Source organism: Glutamicibacter sp. NPDC087583 (assembly GCF_044743685.1).
Lineage (GTDB): Bacteria > Actinomycetota > Actinomycetes > Actinomycetales > Micrococcaceae > Glutamicibacter.
This window is the reverse complement of sequence record NZ_JBIUWY010000001.1, coordinates 644,301-662,721: the sequence shown is the minus strand read 5'-3', so window position 1 is coordinate 662,721 and position 18,421 is coordinate 644,301. Positions and strand designations below refer to the sequence as shown.

15 protein-coding genes are annotated in these 18,421 nt (G+C 59.4%); 3 read left to right on the top strand and 12 right to left on the bottom strand.

Features of this window, described 5'->3' with window-relative positions; translation table 11 throughout:
- Window positions 1-197 precede the first annotated feature (197 nt).
- Complete coding sequence (locus ACIOU9_RS03145; RefSeq protein WP_219844114.1) at window positions 198-329, bottom strand: putative transporter small subunit; 132 nt, start codon at window positions 327-329, stop codon at window positions 198-200.
- Entirely contained in the window at window positions 329-2,020 is a 1,692-nt protein-coding gene (locus tag ACIOU9_RS03140) for a sodium:solute symporter family protein (RefSeq protein WP_402696006.1), read from the bottom strand. Before ACIOU9_RS03140 ends, ACIOU9_RS03145 begins: the two co-directional genes overlap by 1 nt.
- Window positions 2,021-3,021: 1,001 nt before the next feature.
- Here ACIOU9_RS03140 and ACIOU9_RS03135 point away from each other — a divergent pair.
- Window positions 3,022-3,495: a Rieske (2Fe-2S) protein gene (locus tag ACIOU9_RS03135; RefSeq protein WP_133834257.1), complete on the top strand. Its 474-nt coding sequence runs from the start codon at window positions 3,022-3,024 to the stop codon at window positions 3,493-3,495.
- A gap of 74 nt (window positions 3,496-3,569) precedes the next feature.
- Here ACIOU9_RS03135 and ACIOU9_RS03130 read toward each other — a convergent pair whose 3' ends face one another.
- Window positions 3,570-4,544: an aldo/keto reductase gene (locus ACIOU9_RS03130; RefSeq protein WP_133834303.1), complete on the bottom strand. Its 975-nt coding sequence runs from the start codon at window positions 4,542-4,544 to the stop codon at window positions 3,570-3,572.
- A 135-nt stretch (window positions 4,545-4,679) separates the two neighbouring features.
- Between ACIOU9_RS03130 and argG the strand changes: the two genes are divergently transcribed.
- Window positions 4,680-6,107: an argininosuccinate synthase gene (gene argG, locus ACIOU9_RS03125; RefSeq protein ID WP_105661468.1), complete on the top strand. Its 1,428-nt coding sequence runs from the start codon at window positions 4,680-4,682 to the stop codon at window positions 6,105-6,107.
- 144 nt (window positions 6,108-6,251) lie between these two features.
- Here the strand turns inward: argG and ACIOU9_RS03120 are convergent, their stop codons facing one another.
- The 6 genes from ACIOU9_RS03120 to ACIOU9_RS03095 all read right to left on the bottom strand — a co-directional run bounded on the left by ACIOU9_RS03120 (window position 6,252) and on the right by ACIOU9_RS03095 (window position 11,312).
- Window positions 6,252-6,587 carry a hypothetical protein gene (locus tag ACIOU9_RS03120; RefSeq protein WP_105656743.1) on the bottom strand — a complete coding sequence of 112 codons (336 nt, stop codon included), beginning with the start codon at window positions 6,585-6,587 and terminating at the stop codon, window positions 6,252-6,254.
- A gap of 21 nt (window positions 6,588-6,608) precedes the next feature.
- On the bottom strand, window positions 6,609-7,070 hold the full coding sequence (locus ACIOU9_RS03115; protein ID WP_286172232.1) for a GNAT family N-acetyltransferase: 462 nt from the start codon (window positions 7,068-7,070) through the stop codon (window positions 6,609-6,611).
- Window positions 7,071-7,106: 36 nt separating this feature from the next.
- A complete protein-coding gene (locus ACIOU9_RS03110; protein WP_133834259.1) occupies window positions 7,107-7,676 on the bottom strand; it encodes a hypothetical protein in 570 nt (189 codons plus the stop codon).
- 28 nt (window positions 7,677-7,704) lie between these two features.
- Window positions 7,705-8,256, bottom strand: a complete 552-nt coding sequence (locus ACIOU9_RS03105; protein ID WP_286134572.1) for a DUF402 domain-containing protein — start codon at window positions 8,254-8,256, stop codon at window positions 7,705-7,707.
- 65 nt (window positions 8,257-8,321) lie between these two features.
- Window positions 8,322-10,289: a 1-deoxy-D-xylulose-5-phosphate synthase gene (gene dxs / locus ACIOU9_RS03100; protein ID WP_105656856.1), complete on the bottom strand. Its 1,968-nt coding sequence runs from the start codon at window positions 10,287-10,289 to the stop codon at window positions 8,322-8,324.
- 168 nt (window positions 10,290-10,457) lie between these two features.
- A complete protein-coding gene (locus tag ACIOU9_RS03095; RefSeq protein ID WP_105656747.1) occupies window positions 10,458-11,312 on the bottom strand; it encodes a phosphotransferase in 855 nt (284 codons plus the stop codon).
- Window positions 11,313-11,406: 94 nt separating this feature from the next.
- On the opposite strand from ACIOU9_RS03095, the gene ACIOU9_RS03090 reads away from it, so the two are divergent.
- Window positions 11,407-12,021, top strand: coding sequence for a class I SAM-dependent methyltransferase (locus ACIOU9_RS03090; RefSeq protein WP_402696004.1), 615 nt, complete (start codon window positions 11,407-11,409; stop codon window positions 12,019-12,021).
- Window positions 12,022-12,117: 96 nt separating this feature from the next.
- Here ACIOU9_RS03090 and acnA read toward each other — a convergent pair whose 3' ends face one another.
- The 3 genes from acnA to ACIOU9_RS03075 all read right to left on the bottom strand — a co-directional run bounded on the left by acnA (window position 12,118) and on the right by ACIOU9_RS03075 (window position 18,365).
- The gene (gene acnA / locus ACIOU9_RS03085) at window positions 12,118-14,853 is read right to left on the bottom strand and encodes an aconitate hydratase AcnA (protein WP_208294266.1); all 2,736 of its coding nucleotides are present in this window, start codon (window positions 14,851-14,853) and stop codon (window positions 12,118-12,120) included.
- Between the two features lie 164 nt (window positions 14,854-15,017).
- Window positions 15,018-16,340 (bottom strand): class I SAM-dependent RNA methyltransferase, encoded by a 1,323-nt coding sequence (locus ACIOU9_RS03080; protein ID WP_402696002.1) that lies wholly within the window; start codon window positions 16,338-16,340, stop codon window positions 15,018-15,020.
- Window positions 16,341-16,370: 30 nt separating this feature from the next.
- Complete coding sequence (locus ACIOU9_RS03075; protein ID WP_181148801.1) at window positions 16,371-18,365, bottom strand: APC family permease; 1,995 nt, start codon at window positions 18,363-18,365, stop codon at window positions 16,371-16,373.
- Window positions 18,366-18,421: the final 56 nt, after the last annotated feature.

The following is an 18,421-nucleotide window of genomic DNA, read 5'->3' as shown; positions in this document are numbered from 1 at the left end:
CAGGTTAAATGAGGCACGGTCGTTGCAACTCCTGATTGTTCAGGTGTTGCAACGACCGTTGGAACCCGCCCCCCATGAGGAAAGCTGGTCCCGGCTTCTTGCTGCCCCGTTAAGATGCGGGAACCCCGTACAGCTGGAAAATGTTGCTGTACGGGGTTCCTGCGCTCCATGGAGCTGGGCTTCGCATGCCCAGTTACTTAGATGATGTCTTCACCATTGCGGCGGGCTTCCAGCCATTCCTGGATAAATCCCCTGCTGATGAAGAACAGTACTCCGGCCACTATAACTGGCCATACCAGTACGTACAGGCTCAGGAAAAACGTCGTCATTATTTGCCTCCCAGGCTCTTTGCGTCGTGTCCGGCTTCTGCAGCCCCGGTCTTTGCAGGTACTGCGTCGAAGTCACCGGTGCGTACTGCGATGACATCGAAGTCGAATTCCATCTTGGATCTGAATGACATGAGGTAGCAGACGATGGTACTTACCGAGTAGGCAACCAGCGAGGCGCTCAAGGTCGTGTAGTCGCGCAAGAATCCGAAGACGAATGGTGCGCTGGCCAGCATCGCGACGACCCCAACAATTTTGGCTACGCGCAGACCGAAGAACCCGAAGCTCATCAATGCCAAGACCACGCCAATGCCAATCACCGACAGCAACTCGATCAGCAAGCCGGTGACGCCATTGATAGGGATCAGCTCGAAGCGAACCGGGATGAAGATCGCCAGAGCAACCAGTACTGAAACGGTGAAAGCCTTGTTCGTGACCTTCTTCCAGTAGAAGCTGGCCAAAACCGGGAAGACCAGCGCGCCCCAAAGAGCTCCTACGAAGACCAGCAGGTCCAGGATGTTCAGTTGCATGCTCGCGAAAGCGACTGCCAACGCGGTGGCAACGACCATGGTCGCACGGCCAATGAGAAGCATCTTCTTCGGATCAGCCTTGTCCTTGCCTGCGACGTTCTGTCCGTACACGTCGGCCATCATGATCGAGGACAAAGCTGCCAAGTCCGAGTCAGCAGTTGACGACAGTGCACCAATGATCATGATGAAGAACAGCGCCAGCAGTACACCTGGCAGGTAGCTGGCTGCCATCTCAGGGATGAGGTTGTTCATGTCGCCACCGGATGGCTCGAACCCAATGTACAGGGCGAGCACGCCGAGCATGCCCACGCCAATGACCATCGCGCCGTAGCCGATGGTTGCAGTGATGAAAGTTGGCTTGATCAGGTCCTCGCGTACTGCGAAGAGACGCTGGGCAATGGTCTGGTTGCCAATTGCGTAGGCCAGAACAGCGGCAATGTATGGTGCGCCCTGGCCCAAGAATGCTTCAGAAGAGAAGAAATTGGACTGCTGCGGGGTCAAGTTGCTCGCACCGGTTTCGAATGCGGCCGGGAACCCTGAGGCAAAGAAGATTACTGGGACAATAATTGCTACAGCGCCGAGCATGGCAACGACCTGGACAAAGTCGGTCAATACCGAGGCACGGAATCCGGACCACAGCGTGTAGAGCAGAACGCCGCCGGCAACGGCCAGCACGCCTTGGATGAAGTTGAAGGGCGAAAGCATCGAAATCAATACGCCACCGGCAATGAAGTTGGACATCAAGGAGATGACCGAACCAACGATATTCGACCCGGCGAGCATCAGCTGGCTGGAGCGCCCATGGCGTGCGTGCATGACCTCTGCGAGCGTGTGCGCGCGTGGCGCGACCTTGCGTATCCGCTTGCCGAATGGGTAGATGAACAGAATCATCAACGCACCCCAGAGCCCATAGTGGATCGGGCCGGAGATTCCGTAGGTGTACCCGGACGTGGCCGAGGCATACATCGATGAGGCCCAGATCCAGGTAGCGGTCATGCTTGCAGCGGAAATGCCGAATCCAATTTTATTTCCCGCCGTCATGTAGTCATCGGCGTTTTCTTTCTTCTTCCCGATTCGGGTGGAAATATAGAAGGTTCCTCCATAGAAGAACACCAATAGCAAGACAACAGTTAGGGCGCTGAACTGCACTATTTCGTTATTCACGCGCCACCTCCCTCTAATAGACAGTGATGAGATTCGCGCCGGGAGCTAAATGCTCAACCGGCGACTTATCCTGCACGTCTTCCTGCGAGATGTCATCGCAAGGGGTAAATTTCAGCTGACGCGCACAAGCCCCTGGGCCCATGAACCACTTCCCAACACTCAAGTTTCGTTCGTTTCTCATTCGTATCGTTCATCCCTAGTCACGGGGAGCACCAGCTCGTGGATTCGCTCCAGAACCTGGCGCTTTTGGCTTCACAACGTGAATCCGGACCCATGGTTTGCCTGCATCGCACTTGCGGCTAGCCATATTGGCGCGCAATGGCGCTTCGGGTCAGTTCAGGCGCGGTACTCGCGTTGGCGAATGCCGCCTGCCTTCCATCGGAGGACTGCTGCCCGGAACTCAACACGCGATTACTGCGTGGAGTAACTCAGTCGGCGATAAAATGCCGCACGGGAAAACAGCGAAAGCTCTCTCCGAAATTAGTAGCTTCAACTAACTACATACAAATATTAGCATGAATGCAAAGATATTCGAATCTTCCGCCGCAAGGCAGCGGGGCAACCCAATCACCGATCGGCCGGCAGGGGGCACGATGTTGAATCAGCCCATCGCCTGTATCAATCACGGGACTACCTTGCAGATGCGTGTAACGGTGCGCACATAAGTGCGGAAAACCGGGGTAAAAAATATCTAGTTCTGGCCGTTCTATTCCCCACTGGGAGACGGGCGGGCATGCCCCAATTACACCACTCGAAATGCCCCACCTGGATTACTAACCTCTCCAAAGTGCGGGATTCAGAGCCATGCCGAGGGAGCACCCGGCGCTATGGATACTCTCGGGACTTCGAAAACACTGCATAAATATTCATAGTATTCGATACCGCCTGGCGAACGCATGCAGACCGCTCCCCCGCCGATCAAACTCACCGCATGCCGCATCCTCCTGACGCGGACGCTTTGCTCTTAGCGCCGGCACAGAGATCTCTGCCAGAATGGGTGCATGACTGACATCGCCCGACCAGCCCGTCGTACGTTCATGTGCGCCTCGGCAGCACTTGGTTCCGCCGCACTGCTCACCGCCTGCGGTGATGGACATTCTGAAGCCGACACCCCCGAGGCATTGCCGATCCCTGAACCAACCGGAGAAGGACAGGCGCTCATGAAGGCCAAGGACCTTGCCATCGGATCGCGTGCACTCGCTCCAGCCAAGGATCCTTCCGGAAAAGAAGTAGGCGTTTTGCTCTTCCGCAAGGATGAGAAGACAGTTTTGGCCTACTCGAACGTCTGCACCCACCAGGGTTGTGCCGTGAGCCCGAAGTCCAGCAAGGAAGATTTCTACTGCGCCTGCCATGGCTCACGATTCGCACCCGCTGACGGTACCGTGGACGAAGGTCCAGCTATCGCGGCTCTGCCACGCTACGCGGCGGCAATTGAAGGTGACGACATCGTCGCCTATATCACCGCCGCAGAGTAGTTTCCCAGCTCTTTTAAAGCACGAAAGGCTGAACCCGGATGGGTTCAGCCTTTCGTGCTTTCTAATTGGTTCGTTTAGAACAATGCAACCTTCTGCGGGGTCGGGAAGAGCTCATCCATCTGGACCCGTTCCGCAGCGCTCGGAACCCAACGCACCGCTGCAGCGTTGGCTCGAATCTGCTCGGGACGGGTGGCACCGGCAATCACTGAGGCCACCGGCGACTGCGCTGCCAGCCACGAAAACGCCAATTCGATCGGCGTCAGATCCCGTTCGGCGGCAAACGCATCGAATTGATCCAACTGCTCGAAATCGCTGGTTTCCACGAGATGCTGACGAGCGTGAGTCAGGCGACTGCCTTCTGGGGCATGCCCCTTGGAGTATTTCCCGGTCAGCAGGCCGTTTGCCAGCGGGAAGTAGGGCAAGACGCCCAGATCGAATTCACGAGCCGCTGGAAGCACTTCCAGTTCTGCACGGCGGTCAATCAGGTTGTAGTGATTCTGTGCCGAGACGAATCGCTCGGTTCCCAATTCACGGGCCACGTACTCCGCCTGGGCGATTTGCCAGCCGGCACGGTTGGAATGACCGATGTAGCGAACCTTGCCGCTGGTGACTAGCTCATCCATAGCCCGCAAGGTTTCTTCGATGGGAGTGTTCGCATCTGGGGTATGGAACTGATACAGGTCGATGTAGTCGGTACCGAGCCGCTTGAGCGACGCTTCGACGGCTTTGACGATATAACGGCGCGAACCACGTGCATTGAAGTCCGGACCATTTGCGCCCTGCATATCCATGCCGAATTTGGTGGCCAGCACGATGTCATTGCGTGCTTGCCCTAGCGCTTTGCCCAGACGGATTTCGGAAAGCCCTGGTTCCTTTCCATAGACATCCGCGACATCGAAGAGCGTAATACCCGCATCAAGCGCCGCATGGATAACCGCGTCGGTTCCTTCTTGGGATTCGGTCGCAGTACCTGCGCGGCCAAGATTGTTGCAGCCCAGCCCGACGACGGAAACACTCAGGCCGCTGCGGCCTAGCTGACGGAATTCCATGGACACCTCATCTGTTGGTTTGTTCATCCGCTTCACTGAGCGACGTTATACCCATAGGCTATCCGGTAGGTAGTTGTGCTCAACATTTCACAGCACAATTCACTGCATTGCATATTTATCCATTAGGATGGAAACATGTCTAAAGTTCTTACCAATCTCCCTGTAGGCGAGCGCGTAGGTATCGCGTTCTCCGGTGGCCTCGACACCTCGGTGGCAGTAGCCTGGATGCGCGACAAGGGCGCCATCCCTTACACCTACACTGGCGACCTCGGCCAGTACGACGAGCCAGATATCGACGCTGTACCTGGCCGTGCACTGGAGTACGGTGCAGAGAACTCCCGCCTGGTTGATTGCAAGCCTGCTCTGGTTGAAGAAGGCTTCGCAGCACTCGCCTGCGGCGCTTTCCACATCCGCACTGGCGGCAAGACCTACTTCAACACCACCCCGCTGGGCCGCGCCGTCACCGGCACCCTGCTGGTCCGCGCAATGCGCGAAGATGGCGTGGATGTCTGGGGCGACGGTTCGACCTACAAGGGCAACGACATCGAGCGCTTCTACCGCTACGGCTTGATGGCCAACCCTAAGCTGCGCATCTACAAGCCATGGCTCGACCCCAACTTCGTTGCAGAGCTTGGTGGCCGCCAGGAAATGTCCGAATGGCTGCAGGAGCACGGTTTCCCTTACCGCGATTCGGCCGAAAAGGCCTACTCAACCGATGCCAACATCTGGGGCGCAACCCACGAGGCGAAGACCCTGGAACTGCTGAACAGCTCCATCGAGTCTGTTGAGCCGATCATGGGCGTGAAGTACTGGGACGAGAACGTAGAGATCAAGACCGAAGATGTCTCGGTTTCCTTCGTCGCTGGCCGCCCGGTAGCCATCAATGGCAAGGAGTTCACCGATCCGGTGGCTCTGGTCAACGAAGCTAATATCATCGGCGGACGCCATGGTCTGGGCATGAGCGACCAGATCGAGAACCGCATCATCGAGGCCAAGTCCCGTGGCATCTACGAAGCACCAGCAATGGCGCTGCTGTACATCGCCTACGAACGCCTCGTGAACGCGATCCACAACGAAGACACCGTGGCCAGCTACCACAACGAAGGCCGCCGCTTGGGCCGTCTGATGTACGAAGGCCGCTGGCTGGACCCGCAGGCCCTGATGCTGCGCGAATCGCTGCAGCGCTGGGTCGGCTCGGCCATCACCGGTACCGTCACCATCCGCTTGCGCCGTGGCGACGACTACACGATCGTGAACACCGAGGGCGAGAACCTGAGCTACCACCCGGACAAGCTTTCGATGGAGCGCGTAGGCGACGCCGCTTTCGGCCCAGTGGACCGCATCGGCCAGCTGACCATGCGCAACCTGGATATCGCGGACTCCCGCGGCCGCCTGGAGCAGTACGCCAACATGGGCCTGGTCGGCGGCACCACCGCTGAACTCGTCGGCTCGCTGGAAGCTGGCGGAGCTGATGACATCGTGAACGCAACCCAGGTTGATAGCGATGACCTGGCGACCGACCGCGCTATCGAGTCTGCTGCATTCGACGCAGGCACCGACTAGACGCCAAGGCACAGCTAGAGGATCGGCCAGGTTCTCCCTTCACGGGGAGAACCTGGCCGATCTTTTATTCTGCCCGGAAACCGGTCAGCGCAAAAAATAGTCCCAGACGTGTGAACGTCCGGGACTAGCCTGGGTTGCAGGCTGTCAGCCCTCGATCAAGGACAGCAGCGGGCTCACCGCGATGGTGAAACCAATCAAGGAAATCAGTCGAAGTACCATGCGGACACGTGCTCCCTGCTTGGTATTCGGTTCTGGCAGGCGGAAGCCCTGTTCAACGATCCACACCAATATGGCAATGACAACTCCGGTCAAGGCAACCTGCGCTGGGGCGAGGCCAGAAAGCAGGGACACCACTCCAATGCCGATGATGACACCGACGCAAGCCTGGAAAACCAGGTGCAACGGCGTGCGGGTTGCTCCCATCCGCGGGACTTTACGCTGGGCACCGGGGGTCTCGTCCCGGTCTTCTTGTGGAATCATTTCTCCTTGTTTCCTGCTCGTTTAAACCTGTGCTTTCGCGGGGCCGCGCGAAGACACCACTTCCTTGGACAACAGCAGGCCACTGCCGCCGTTAAAAACCACAGTACCGAACCGTGGAGCCCGGGCTACTTCTTCGAATCCCAGGGCACGATGAAGCGCCAAAGACGCAGTATTCTGCGCGTTGACCACGCACCATGCGGTCGAAGCGCGCTGCGCAATCCATGACAGCCTGGCCTCGGTTAGGCTTCGTGCCACGCCCCGTTGCCGGTATCCGCAGGCAACCTCGATCCCGGCAAGGTAATAGCCAGCTGGCGCCAACGGATCAGCAGGCTCCCACCAATGGGCTCGAGCCCAGCCAAGCAGCTCTCCGGCCGGGTTCTTGACGACTACCTGGCATTCACCAGCGCCCCAATTTCCAGGTTCAGCCTGACGCCCCAAACTCTCCGACAGCCGACGGATGGCCGGGTGGTCCGCTGCCTGCATTGGCTGCGTCGCAACTATGGGGCTTATCATTCGTGATCAGTCGATGGACATCGGCTTTGGTGGCATCGGGTGCGCCATCTTCAGCTTGTTCAATTCCGCATAGGGCGCAACACCGATACTCATCTTGGTGAAGTCCAGCTTGGCTTCGCGGATGCACGTCTTGATCGCAGCGACTGCAAGCTTTGGAGCTGGTGATAGGACTCGGATGTTCAGCTTTCGGTTACCGAAATCGCTGGACTCCACCGTGCCAAGTCCGCGCCATGCCAAGTGGCCGGTCAGCGCTTCCTTGGCCTTCTTGTCCAGGTACTGGTCGCGCTCGGTGCCATTTGCGGATTTCAGCGCGTACTGCACGATAACCCACGACTGATCTTCTTCCTTGATCTCTGCATAGCCTTCGGCAGCACAGGCTTCAGCGAAACCAGCGAACAATTCGTCGGCGCGGTCGGTGTTTACGTCCTGGACTTCATTGGTCTTGGACATATGTCCCACGGTGCCGTGATTGATCACGAACTGACCCAATTCATCGTCCTCGAACTGCTGGAACCATGCTTCGCGGAATTCCAGTTCGTTCTTTTCGTTCATCCGGTAGGTGCGAATGATCGCCATGTGATTACCCCTTGGGTCTACGGTGTGCTTAGTTATCTAAATTTTTGGAGGCTTCGGCAAGCTGTGCGGCTAGGCGCTCAGCCTTGGATTGCCAGGTGGCGCGGTGTTCGGCATTGAACGGTGCATCGTTGTTGATCACGGTGCCGAGCAACAGTCCAGCTTCTCTTCCAATACTACGAACTAGGGAAGCTGGATAGTTCATGCCTATTTCATGTTCGGCGAATTCATCTTCATCATCAAGGAACACGCCTTGGCTACGTGAACGAATCACGTCCAAATCCATGTCAATGGAGTTGACTTCCCAAGCGCCACGCTTCATCCGTCGCCATCCGATGTTGCTGGACAGGTCGATGTAGACATCAAAATCTTCCAGTGCATCCGCATAGAGGGTGGCAATCCACTGGCCCGAGTGTGGAATCAGGCAGAGCGCATTACTCGCTGCCAAGTGTGCGGTGCCCGGACGGGCTACCAGTGCGCCGGCCGGCTGGTGAAGCCAATGTCCGTATTTGTCCTGTCCGAGATAAAATCCGGGCACCACCCAGTGCGGGCTGGAATCATACTTCCAGGCGCGCGCTACCACCAAGGAACCCTCGGCGATAGTTTCTGGGCTACGGGGCAGGTCTACCGGGCAGCCGGACGGTGAGCTCACAGCTTCGGAATCTGACCGGTAGGCAGGTCTTGTCCAGGGAGGGGCCGGGCGAATGGAACCTTGGTTCCCAGAACCTGCGCCAGGGTATCGCGGGCTACCTGCTGTGCAGTCAGTCCAACGCGGTCCAAGACCTCAGCACGAGTTCCGTGCGCCAAGAATTCGGTAGGCAAACCTACTTCGTTCAGAGCCGTATCGACACCCGCTGCACGCATTTCGGTGCGCAAGCGCGAACCCACACCGCCGGCTCGGACGCCATCTTCGATGCAGACCACAATGCGGTGACGGGCTGCCAGTGAAATCACCGAGGTTGGCATTGGTAGAACCCAACGAGGATCCACCACGGTCACCGATACGCCCTGGCTGTTCAGTCGTTCTGCGACATCCAGCGAAAGCTCGCTCATGGCGCCCACGGAAACGATGAGAACATCCGGTGCGGAACGGTCCCCCAAGCGTGCCAGAACATCCACGCCATCTGGCAGGCGGTCCACAGCTTCGATGGGTTCACCCACCGACCCCTTGGAGAATCGCACGACACTTGGCGCATCATTGATGTCAAGGGCTTCACGCAGTTCCTCCCGCAGGCGGTCGGCATCGCGCGGCGCAGCCAGATGCAGGTTAGGCACGATCTGGGTCAGCGCCATATCCCACATGCCGTGGTGGCTGGCGCCGTCCGGGCCGGTGACTCCAGCGCGGTCCAGCACGATGGTGACACCTGCCTTATGCAGGGCCACGTCCATCAGCAATTGGTCAAAGGCACGGTTGAGGAAGGTCGCGTAGACGCAGACCACCGGGTGCAGTCCGCCAAAGGCAAGGCCGGCGGCAGTAGTCATGGCGTGCTGTTCGGCGATGCCCACGTCAATGACGCGTTCAGGGTGTTCCTGGGACATTTTCTTCAGGCCCACTGGCTGCAGCATGGCACCGGTGATCGCCACAATGTCCTCGCGCTCGTTGGCCACCGCCGCGATCTCTTCGCCGAAGACGCTGGTCCAGCTCTGCGCGCTGGACTTGGAAACCGGCAGACCGGTGATTGGGTCGATAACGCCAACGGCGTGGAACTGGTCAGCTTCATCGGCGCGGGCCGGAGCGTAGCCGTGGCCCTTCTCAGTCAGGGCATGCACGAGCACTGGGCCCGCGTACTGCTTGGCCTGCTGCAGCGCTTCTTCTACTGCGCGCTGGTTGTGGCCATCGATCGGGCCGATGTACTTCAGGCCCAGGTCCTCGAACAGGCCTTGCGGTGCCCACCAGTCCTTGATGCCCTTCTTGGTGGCGTGAAGGGACTTGTAAGTGAAATCGCCTACTGGCCCGGATCCCTTGAGCTTGACCTTGAGCTTGTCCATGGCGTTCTCGTAGGCCGGGTGGGTACGGAACTTGTCCAGCTGCTGGCGCAGTCCCGAAAGCTGGTTGGCCAGGCCGCCGATGGTCGGGGCGTAGGAGCGGCCGTTGTCGTTGACCACGATGACTGCTTTGCGGTCCTTGTCGGCAGCGATGTTGTTGACTGCTTCCCAGGCCATGCCGCCGGTCAAGGCGCCATCGCCCACCAGGGCTACGGCGTAGCGGTCATTGTTATTCATCAGCTTGTTGGCGCGGGAAATTCCATCAACCCACGACAGCGAGGAGGAAGCATGGGAGGACTCAACCACATCGTGTTCTGATTCACCGCGGTCAGGGTAGCCCGACAGGCCTCCTTGCTGGCGCAAGGTCTCGAAATTCTGGCGTCCGGTAACCAACTTGTGCACATACGACTGGTGTCCCGTATCGAAGACGATGGAGTCAGTTGGGGAATCGAAGACACGATGGATGCCCAAGGTCAGCTCGATAACACCGAGATTGGGACCCAAATGGCCGCCAGTACGAGCAACATTGTCGATGAGGAAGCCGCGGATTTCCTCCGCCAAGTCGTCGAGCTGCTCGAGGGTAAGCGCCCGCAGGTCACTTGGTTTCTTGATGGTCTTCAATAAAGACACGTTCATCCCCTTCACAAATTCGCCGACAATAGGCTGGAAAGCCCATGCGAAATACCTAGTTTACCGCGTTCAAGGCTTTTTTCATTATCCGTCAACGTCCGTGCTGGTGCTAATTTCCTAGCAATGACGTTCACTACCCCGAACGCATGTGCCCGTTCGCGTGCGAGCCTAGTTGCGGTCCAGCGTATCGGCCAGCATTTGCAGCCCTTGCGCTTCGAAGGATTCATCTCCAACTTCATAAGACCAGACGGCCGTGCCCAGGCCTTCACGTAGTTGCATCATTTTCCATGATAATTCTTCGCGCGGATCATAGCCGTAGCCCTGAAGGAAGGCTTGTTCCAGCTCCGGATGCCCCACCCACTGCTGTAGTGAGAGTCGCGCGAAGTCGCTGGAAGCTGGACGGAATTCAAAACGTCCAAAATCAATGACTTTCAGTTTTCCTTGGTCTACGAGCCAATTACGAGGCTGCCAGTCTCCGTGCGTTGGGACGACGGCCACGGATTTAGGCTCGTAGCTGGTGAACAGGTCCCTGATCTGCCGGCACCGTGAAGCACCAATGCGGTGCTTGCGTTCAAGCAGCTGAAGGAATTTTGCCGTCAGCCGGGCTTCGTAGCCATGAGCAACACGCTGTTCTTGATCGTGCAGCAACCTGAGCGCGTGTCCCGCCTGTCGATGCGAATCCGGCGCGTATTCATGTTCTGTCCCTACGCACAGTTCTCCGGGTTGGTAGTCCAGCACTGCCAGGCGGTGCACATCGCTTGAAAAACGCAGCCGCGCGGCCAGCCCGGCTTCGGCAAGTACACGCGTGTACCGGCGATGTGCTTCCAGCTCCCGGATGATGTGATGGTTGCTTTCGCCCGCGGTCTTGAGCACGAAGTGCTTTCCGGCTGCATCCAAATGGAGGACTTTAATGTCTGTCAGCCCCCAAGACATGTCCGAAACGACTGTTGCCTCTCCGAGCCAGGAACGCACTTGGTGCACTTGGCCCGCATTCAGCAGATCTTCAAGGGCAGGTGACGTCATCGGAAGTTCCTCTCCGCCAACAGTTTTCTGGAAGTGATTCCCGAGTCTAGCAATTGATCTCCAGGCTCCCTGCGGGCGGCGCTAAGCTGAGCGTATGCCATCTTCCTTCGATCCTCATCACGTCTCAGCGAGTTATTCGAGTCTCGCCAGCGCCTATATCGATCTGTTCGCTTCGCCCGAGCAGGCGGAGCTTGAAGACCGGGAGCTGATTGCGGCGTGGGCGGGGCAGCTGGAGGGGCCGGTCCTGGACGCTGGCTGCGGGCCTGGGCATTGGACACAGTTCATCGCCGATGCCCATCAGCCGGCTACAGGCGTTGACCTCGTTCCGGAGTTTCTGCACTTCGCACGGCGCAACTTCCAGAAGCCCGATTTCCTGCGTGCGGACTTGGCACAGTTGCCGTTCGAAGACCACCATTTTTCCGGGGTGCTCGCCTGGTACTCGGTAATCCATGCTCCTCCAGCCGAGCTTCCGCAGCTGTTGGGCGAGTTTGCCCGGGTGCTCAAGCCACGCGGCAAGCTGCTGCTCGGATTCTTTGCCGGGGATCAGCTAGAAGCCTTTGGCCACCAGGTCGCCCCGGCCTGGTATTGGCCGCCCGGGGAATTGGAGCTGTTGTTGGAAACGTCAGGCTTCAGCGTGCTGGAAGTTGGCACCCGCACCCGGTCCACGGCCCGCACCCATGGTCAGCTGAGTGCGCAAAAGGCTGGTTAAAAACCTGAGACCCAAGGCAATTGCCTTGGGTCTCAGGTTTTCCCGCGATGCGGAACTACTTAGAGATTCGCTTCGACCGGAGCCGAGGTGGATCTGCTAGTTGGCAGCGGCGATCTGGCGCAGTACGTACTGCAGGATGCCACCGTTGCGGTAGTAGTCAGCTTCACCTGGGGTGTCGATGCGCAGAACTGCGTCGAACTCGGTAACCTTGCCGTCTTGTGCGGTTGCGGTAACCTTCAGGGTCTTCGGGGTGGTGCCGTTGTTCAGCTCGGTCACGCCGGAGACAGCGAAGGTCTCGGTTCCGGTCAGACCCAGCGAATCAGCGGATTCGCCCTCTGGGAACTGCAGCGGCAGAACGCCCATGCCGATCAGGTTCGAGCGGTGGATACGCTCGAATGATTCGGTGATGACGGCCTTGACGCCCAGCAATGCGGTGCCCTTGGCAGCCCAGTCACGCGAGGAGCCCGAGCCGTATTCCTTGCCGCCAAGAACGACCAGCGGGGTGCCGGCAGCCTTGTAGTTCTCTGCAGCGTCGTAGACGTAAGCCTGCGGAGCATCAGCCTGGGTGAAGTCGCGGGTGAAGCCACCCTCGACGCCGTCCAGCAGCTGGTTCTTGATGCGGATGTTGGCGAAGGTACCGCGGATCATGACTTCGTGGTTGCCACGGCGCGAGCCGTAGGAGTTGAAGTCCTTGCGATCCACGCCGTTCTCGATCAGGTAGCGGCCAGCCGGGGTTTCCGACTTGAACGAACCTGCAGGCGAGATGTGGTCGGTGGTCACCGAGTCGCCCAGCTTCAGCAGCACGCGTGCGCCGCTGATGTCCTGGACTGGCTGCGGCTCGGCGGTCATGCCGTCGAAGTACGGTGCCTTGCGTGCGTAGGTCGACTTCTCGTCCCATGCGAAGGTCGAACCCTCCGGGGTGTCCAGTGCCTTCCAGCGAGCGTCGCCTTCGAAGACTCCGTCGTAGCCCTTGGCGAACATTTCCTTGTCGATCGACGAGTCAATGATCTCCTGGACCTCGACAGGCGATGGCCAGATGTCCTTCAGGAAGACATCGTTGCCCTCGGCGTCCTGGCCCAGTGCGTCGGTCTCGAAGTCGAAGTCCATGGTGCCAGCCAGTGCGTAGGCGATGACCAGTGGCGGGGAAGCCAGGTAGTTCATCTTCACGTCTGGGTTGATGCGGCCTTCGAAGTTGCGGTTGCCCGAAAGAACTGCGGTAGCTGCGAGGTCGTTGGCGTTGATGGCCTCGGAGATCTCGGCATCCAATGGACCGGAGTTGCCGATGCACGTTGCGCAACCGTAGCCAACAACGAAGAAGCCGAGCTTCTCCAGGTATGGCAGCAGGCCGGACTTCTCGTAGTACTCGGTAACGACCTTCGAGCCTGGCGCGACCGAAGTCTTGACCCATGGCTTGGAGGTCAGGCCCTTGTCAGCTGCGTTGCGAGCCAGTACGGCTGCGGCCAGCATGACCGAAGGGTTGGAGGTGTTGGTGCACGAGGTGATCGAAGCGATCGAAACCAGGCCGTGGTCCAGGGTGAACTGGGTGCCATCTTCCTTGGTGACATCGACGGCTACCGACGGGCGGCCAGCGCCCTGGGTGTCGTCGGCGTTCGATACGTAGTTGTGCAGGTCCTTGCGGAACTGTTCCTTCGAGGAAGACAGCTCGATGCGGTCCTGTGGACGCTTCGGGCCGGCGATCGATGGAACCACGGTCGACAGATCCAGCTCGAGGTATTCCGAGAAACGGATCTCGCGGCTTGGATCGTGCCACATGCCCTGTTCCTTGGCGTAAGCCTCGACCAGTGCCACGTTCTCGTCGCTGCGGCCGGTCAGGCGCAGGTAGTCGAGGGTGACATCGTCGATCGGGAACATCGCGGCAGTGGAGCCGAATTCTGGGGACATGTTGCCGATGGTTGCACGGTTGGCCAGTGGCACTGCTGCCACGCCTTCGCCGTAGAACTCAACGAACTTGCCAACAACGCCGTGCTTGCGCAGCATTTCGGTGATGGTCAGCACCACGTCGGTTGCGGTGGCGCCAGCTGGGATCGAGCCAGCCAGCTTGAAGCCGACAACGCGTGGGATCAGCATGGAGACAGGCTGGCCGAGCATTGCTGCCTCGGCTTCGATGCCGCCAACGCCCCAACCCAGCACGCCCAGGCCGTTGACCATGGTGGTGTGGGAGTCGGTGCCTACGCAGCTATCCGGGTAAGCGCGCAGTACGCCGTTGACCTCGCGGGTCATGACGGTGCGTGCCAGGTACTCGATGTTGACCTGGTGCACGATACCGGTGCCCGGTGGGACGACCTTGAAGTCATCGAATGCAGTCTGGCCCCAGCGCAGGAACTGGTAACGCTCGCCGTTGCGCTGGTACTCGATCTCCATGTTGCGCTCGACAGCGCCTTCGAAACCGAAGGTGTCGATCTGCACGGAGTGGTCGATGACCATTTCGGCTGGTGCCAGCGGGTTAACGCGGGTTGGGTCACCGCCGAGGTCCTTGACGGCCTCGCGCATGGTTGCCAAGTCAACGACACAAGGCACGCCGGTGAAGTCCTGCATCAGCACACGTGCAGGGGTGAACTGGATTTCGGTGTTCGGCTGAGCCGAAGCATCCCACTGACCCAGTGCATTGATGTGCTCGTTGGTTACGTTCGCGCCGTCTTCGGTGCGAAGCAGGTTCTCAAGAAGAACCTTAAGGCTGTAAGGAAGGCTGTCCGAGCCTTCAACCGTATTTAGTCGGTAAATTTCGTATTCGGTTCCATTGACGTCAAGTACGCCCTTGGCACCGAAGCTGTCCACATTGCTCACGTGGGACTCCTCTCGCCAGACACTCATTCTGTTGCACACGCACACTGTAATTCCAGTTAGGAGTTCCTAACTGAGATAGTCAGGCTCCTAGCGTGGCAGAGCTAAAAACAGTCTATCGCCTAAGCTCATAAAAAGACTCCTCGGAATAAATTTTCATCCGAATTCGTGTCTAATCGGACAATTTCAGGTGTTTAACGGCGCACGAAGAGCCCGATGGACTCCATATGGTGGGTATGCGGGTACAAATCGTGAATCTCCATATGCTCTAATTCGTAGCCGCGGCCCATCAAACGCGCGGTATCACGGGCGAAAGCCGCAGGGTCGCAGGACACGTAACAAATCCGGGATGCAGCAATGGAAGCCAGCTCCGCAGCCACCTGCTTATCGATCCCGGTGCGGGGCGGGTCAAGTACCACGGCGTCCAGGGAGGCATCCCCGGCGACCTGCCGTAACACTCGCTCAACACGGCCTCGGATCACCGTGGCCTGCGAATAGGAGCGCAGATTCTTCTTCGCATCGGCATGCGTGCCCGGAGCGCCTTCAATTGAGAAGACCCGGCCCTGGGAGCCAACTGCCTTAGCCAACGGGACGGAGAACAAGCCAGCACCCGCATAGAGGTCGGCGATTTGCTCGCCAGCGGCTGGCTCGGTCAGTTCAACTACGCGCTGGGAAAGCAGGCTGGCCGCCTCTCGATGCACCTGCCAGAAGCCTTCACCGGTAATCCGGAACTTCTCCCCCAGTACCTTTTCGGTCAGGAACGCCGAACCAGCCAAGGTCTGCAAGCTGCCTTTGCCGTCAGCCGCCGAGCCGCCCCGCTGGCTGAAAGCGGCGACATTGACACCCTCCGGGAACTGCTTTGCCACCTTTGCCGCGGCGCCGGTACTTGCTTCAGCCAGCAGGATCAGCACGGTCTGGTCATCCTGGCTGGATACCGCAGCCTCGACACGCTCGATTCCGCTGTAGTACACAGAGTACAAGCCGGTGGCCTCGATAGCCGGATGGGCCAATGGCATCTGCGCGATGCCGGTCAACTGGTTACTGCGGAATGCGCTCATCGCGAGCTTGCCCTGTGCGTCCACCGAATAGGACATCCGGGTACGCCAGCCCAGGCCGTCGGCCGCGCCCTTGACCGCTTGCACCGCAGGGAAGTTGTAGTCCTCCGCCTTCAGGCCGCCTAGACGGGTCATCTGCTCGGCAGCAACCTGCGACTTGAGCTCACGCTGGTGCTCAAGGGTGATGTGGCCGAACTCTGCGCCACCCACCGGGTCACGATGCTTCAGGGCATCAGCGGCATCCCAGAAGTGGGGCACGCGGTGCTCGCTGGCTTCGAGCACCTCGGCGACGTCGGCACGCCAGAATTTGGCCTCCGGCGCACTGTCCGTCAGGCGCACATTCACCAGCTCTCCGGGAATGCCGTGGCGCACGAAGATCACGCGGCCCTCATGGCGGGCGACGGTGTGGCCGCCATGGGCAATCTTGCCCAGGCGGACGGTGAGCATTGGTGTTTCAGTCATCGATCTTGTCTTTCATCAGAAGCATTGAATTCAGCGGTGTGCCGAAGATTCTTCGGTCGGCCCGCCGCCCAGGGCATGCGAAGCACTGAGCAGGCGCCATGGAACCGAGGCGATCAAGACGCCCGGTTCATAGTGCAGCCGGTTTTTCACTCGTAAAGCGGTTTGGTTGTGCACCAGCTGTTCCCACCAGTGGCCCACTACGTATTCAGGGATGTACACGACGATCAGTTCCCGCGGGGATTCACGCTTGATGGAACGAATATGCTCAATCAGCGCCCCGGGGATATCGCGGTACGGAGAAGCCAGGGCGGTGATCGGCACCGGAATCTGCAGGCGTTCCCAGTCCCGGAGGGTCTTTTCGGTTTTGCTTCGTTCCACATCCACGATGATTGCTTCGAGCTTCGAGGGACGCGAAGCTCGGGCGAAGGCCAAGGCCCGCAGCACCGGCTTGCGCACGGTGGAGACCAGCACCAGTGCATGCACCCGGGAGGGCAAGGCCGTGGCGGCAACGTCCTCATCCACCGCCAGCTCGTCGTCAACCTTCTGGTAGTGGCGCTGCAGTGAATCCATGATCAGCATCAAGGCCGCAATGCCCAGCACGGCCAACCACGCGCCGTGGACCAAGCGGGTGGCCAAGACGACCACCAGCACCAGTGCCGATAGGACCAGGCCCACCAGGTTCAGCAGGCGCTTGCGCTGCTTGGCCGCACGGATCCTGCGGTCGGCAATGGGAACCAGCACGCGTTTCCAGTGCTTGAGCATGGCCAGCTGGCTGAGCGTAAAGGAAACGAACACGCCCACCACGTACAGCTGGACCAGCAAGGTGACATCGCCTTGGAACAGCAGCACCAGTGCAATCGCGGCAACGCCCAGGGACAATATGCCGTTGGAGAAGCCCAGCCGATCACCGCGGGTACGCAGCTGGCGTGGCAGGAAGCCGTCGGTAGCCAGATGGCTGGCCAGCAGGGGGAAGGAGTTGAAGGCCTGGTTTCCGGCCAGCAGCAGCACGGCAATGGTCAGCACCGAAACAATGACCAGGCCGAAGGTGAAATCGCCGAACACGGCTTGCGCCAGCTGGCCAAGGACCGGGACCTGCACAAACCCTTCAGGGATCGGGGCACCGTCGAGCAAGAATGAGGCCTGCGGGTCGGCGACGACCTTGATGCCGGTGGCACGGGCAAGCATCAGCGTGCCAAGTGTCAGTACCCCGGAGAGCAGGCCCAGCACCAGCAGGATCCGCGCCGCGTTCTTGGCCCGCGGCTTGGCCAGGGTCTGCACGTTCGAGATCGGGACCTCGATACCGGTCAGCGCCGCCGAACCCGTACTGAAAGCACGCAGGATCAGCAATGCACCGACGACACCGTGCAGCCCATTGGCAAACTCTTCTTCCGGCACAATCGTGAAATCCGCGCTCGGGGCAAGCCCGAGGGTACCGGTCAGCGCCATCACCCCGCCGATAGCGACCAGCAGCAGCATGCCGATCACGAAGAGGTAGACCGGAATGGCCAGGGTCCAGCGCCCTTGTCCCCTGCCGCGCAGATTACCGACCACGAGGAATGCGACAAGTCCAGCAGCCACCCAAGCCTTGTACTCGGCCACTGCAGGGAAAATGGCGGCGAGATACAGGGCAGCTGATGAGCTGGACACAGCAACGGTGAGCACGAAGTCGACCAGCAGCGCAGCGGCGACCGCTGTTCCCGGGCGCGCACCCAGGTTCTTCTTCACGATCTCGTAGTCGCCACCGCCAGAGGGGTACTCCATGACCGATTGCCGGTAGGACAGCACCAGCACCACCAGCACGGCAAGGACAGCAAGTCCGACCATCGGCGAAAGCGCGGTGGCCGCGATGCCCGCAATGGCCAGGGTCAGCAAGATTTCGTCTGGCGCGTACGCCAAGGACGACAGGGCGCTGGACGAGAAAATCGGCAACGCGACGTTAGGTGGCAACGGCTTCTTTTTCAGCTGTTCAGTTCTGAAAGGCCGGCCCACCAAGATCCGCTTCAGACCGTCAAATAATGCAGGCACGACACAACGTTATCGCAGGGTGCAAGGCACATGGGTGCTGCACCACCGATAAACTG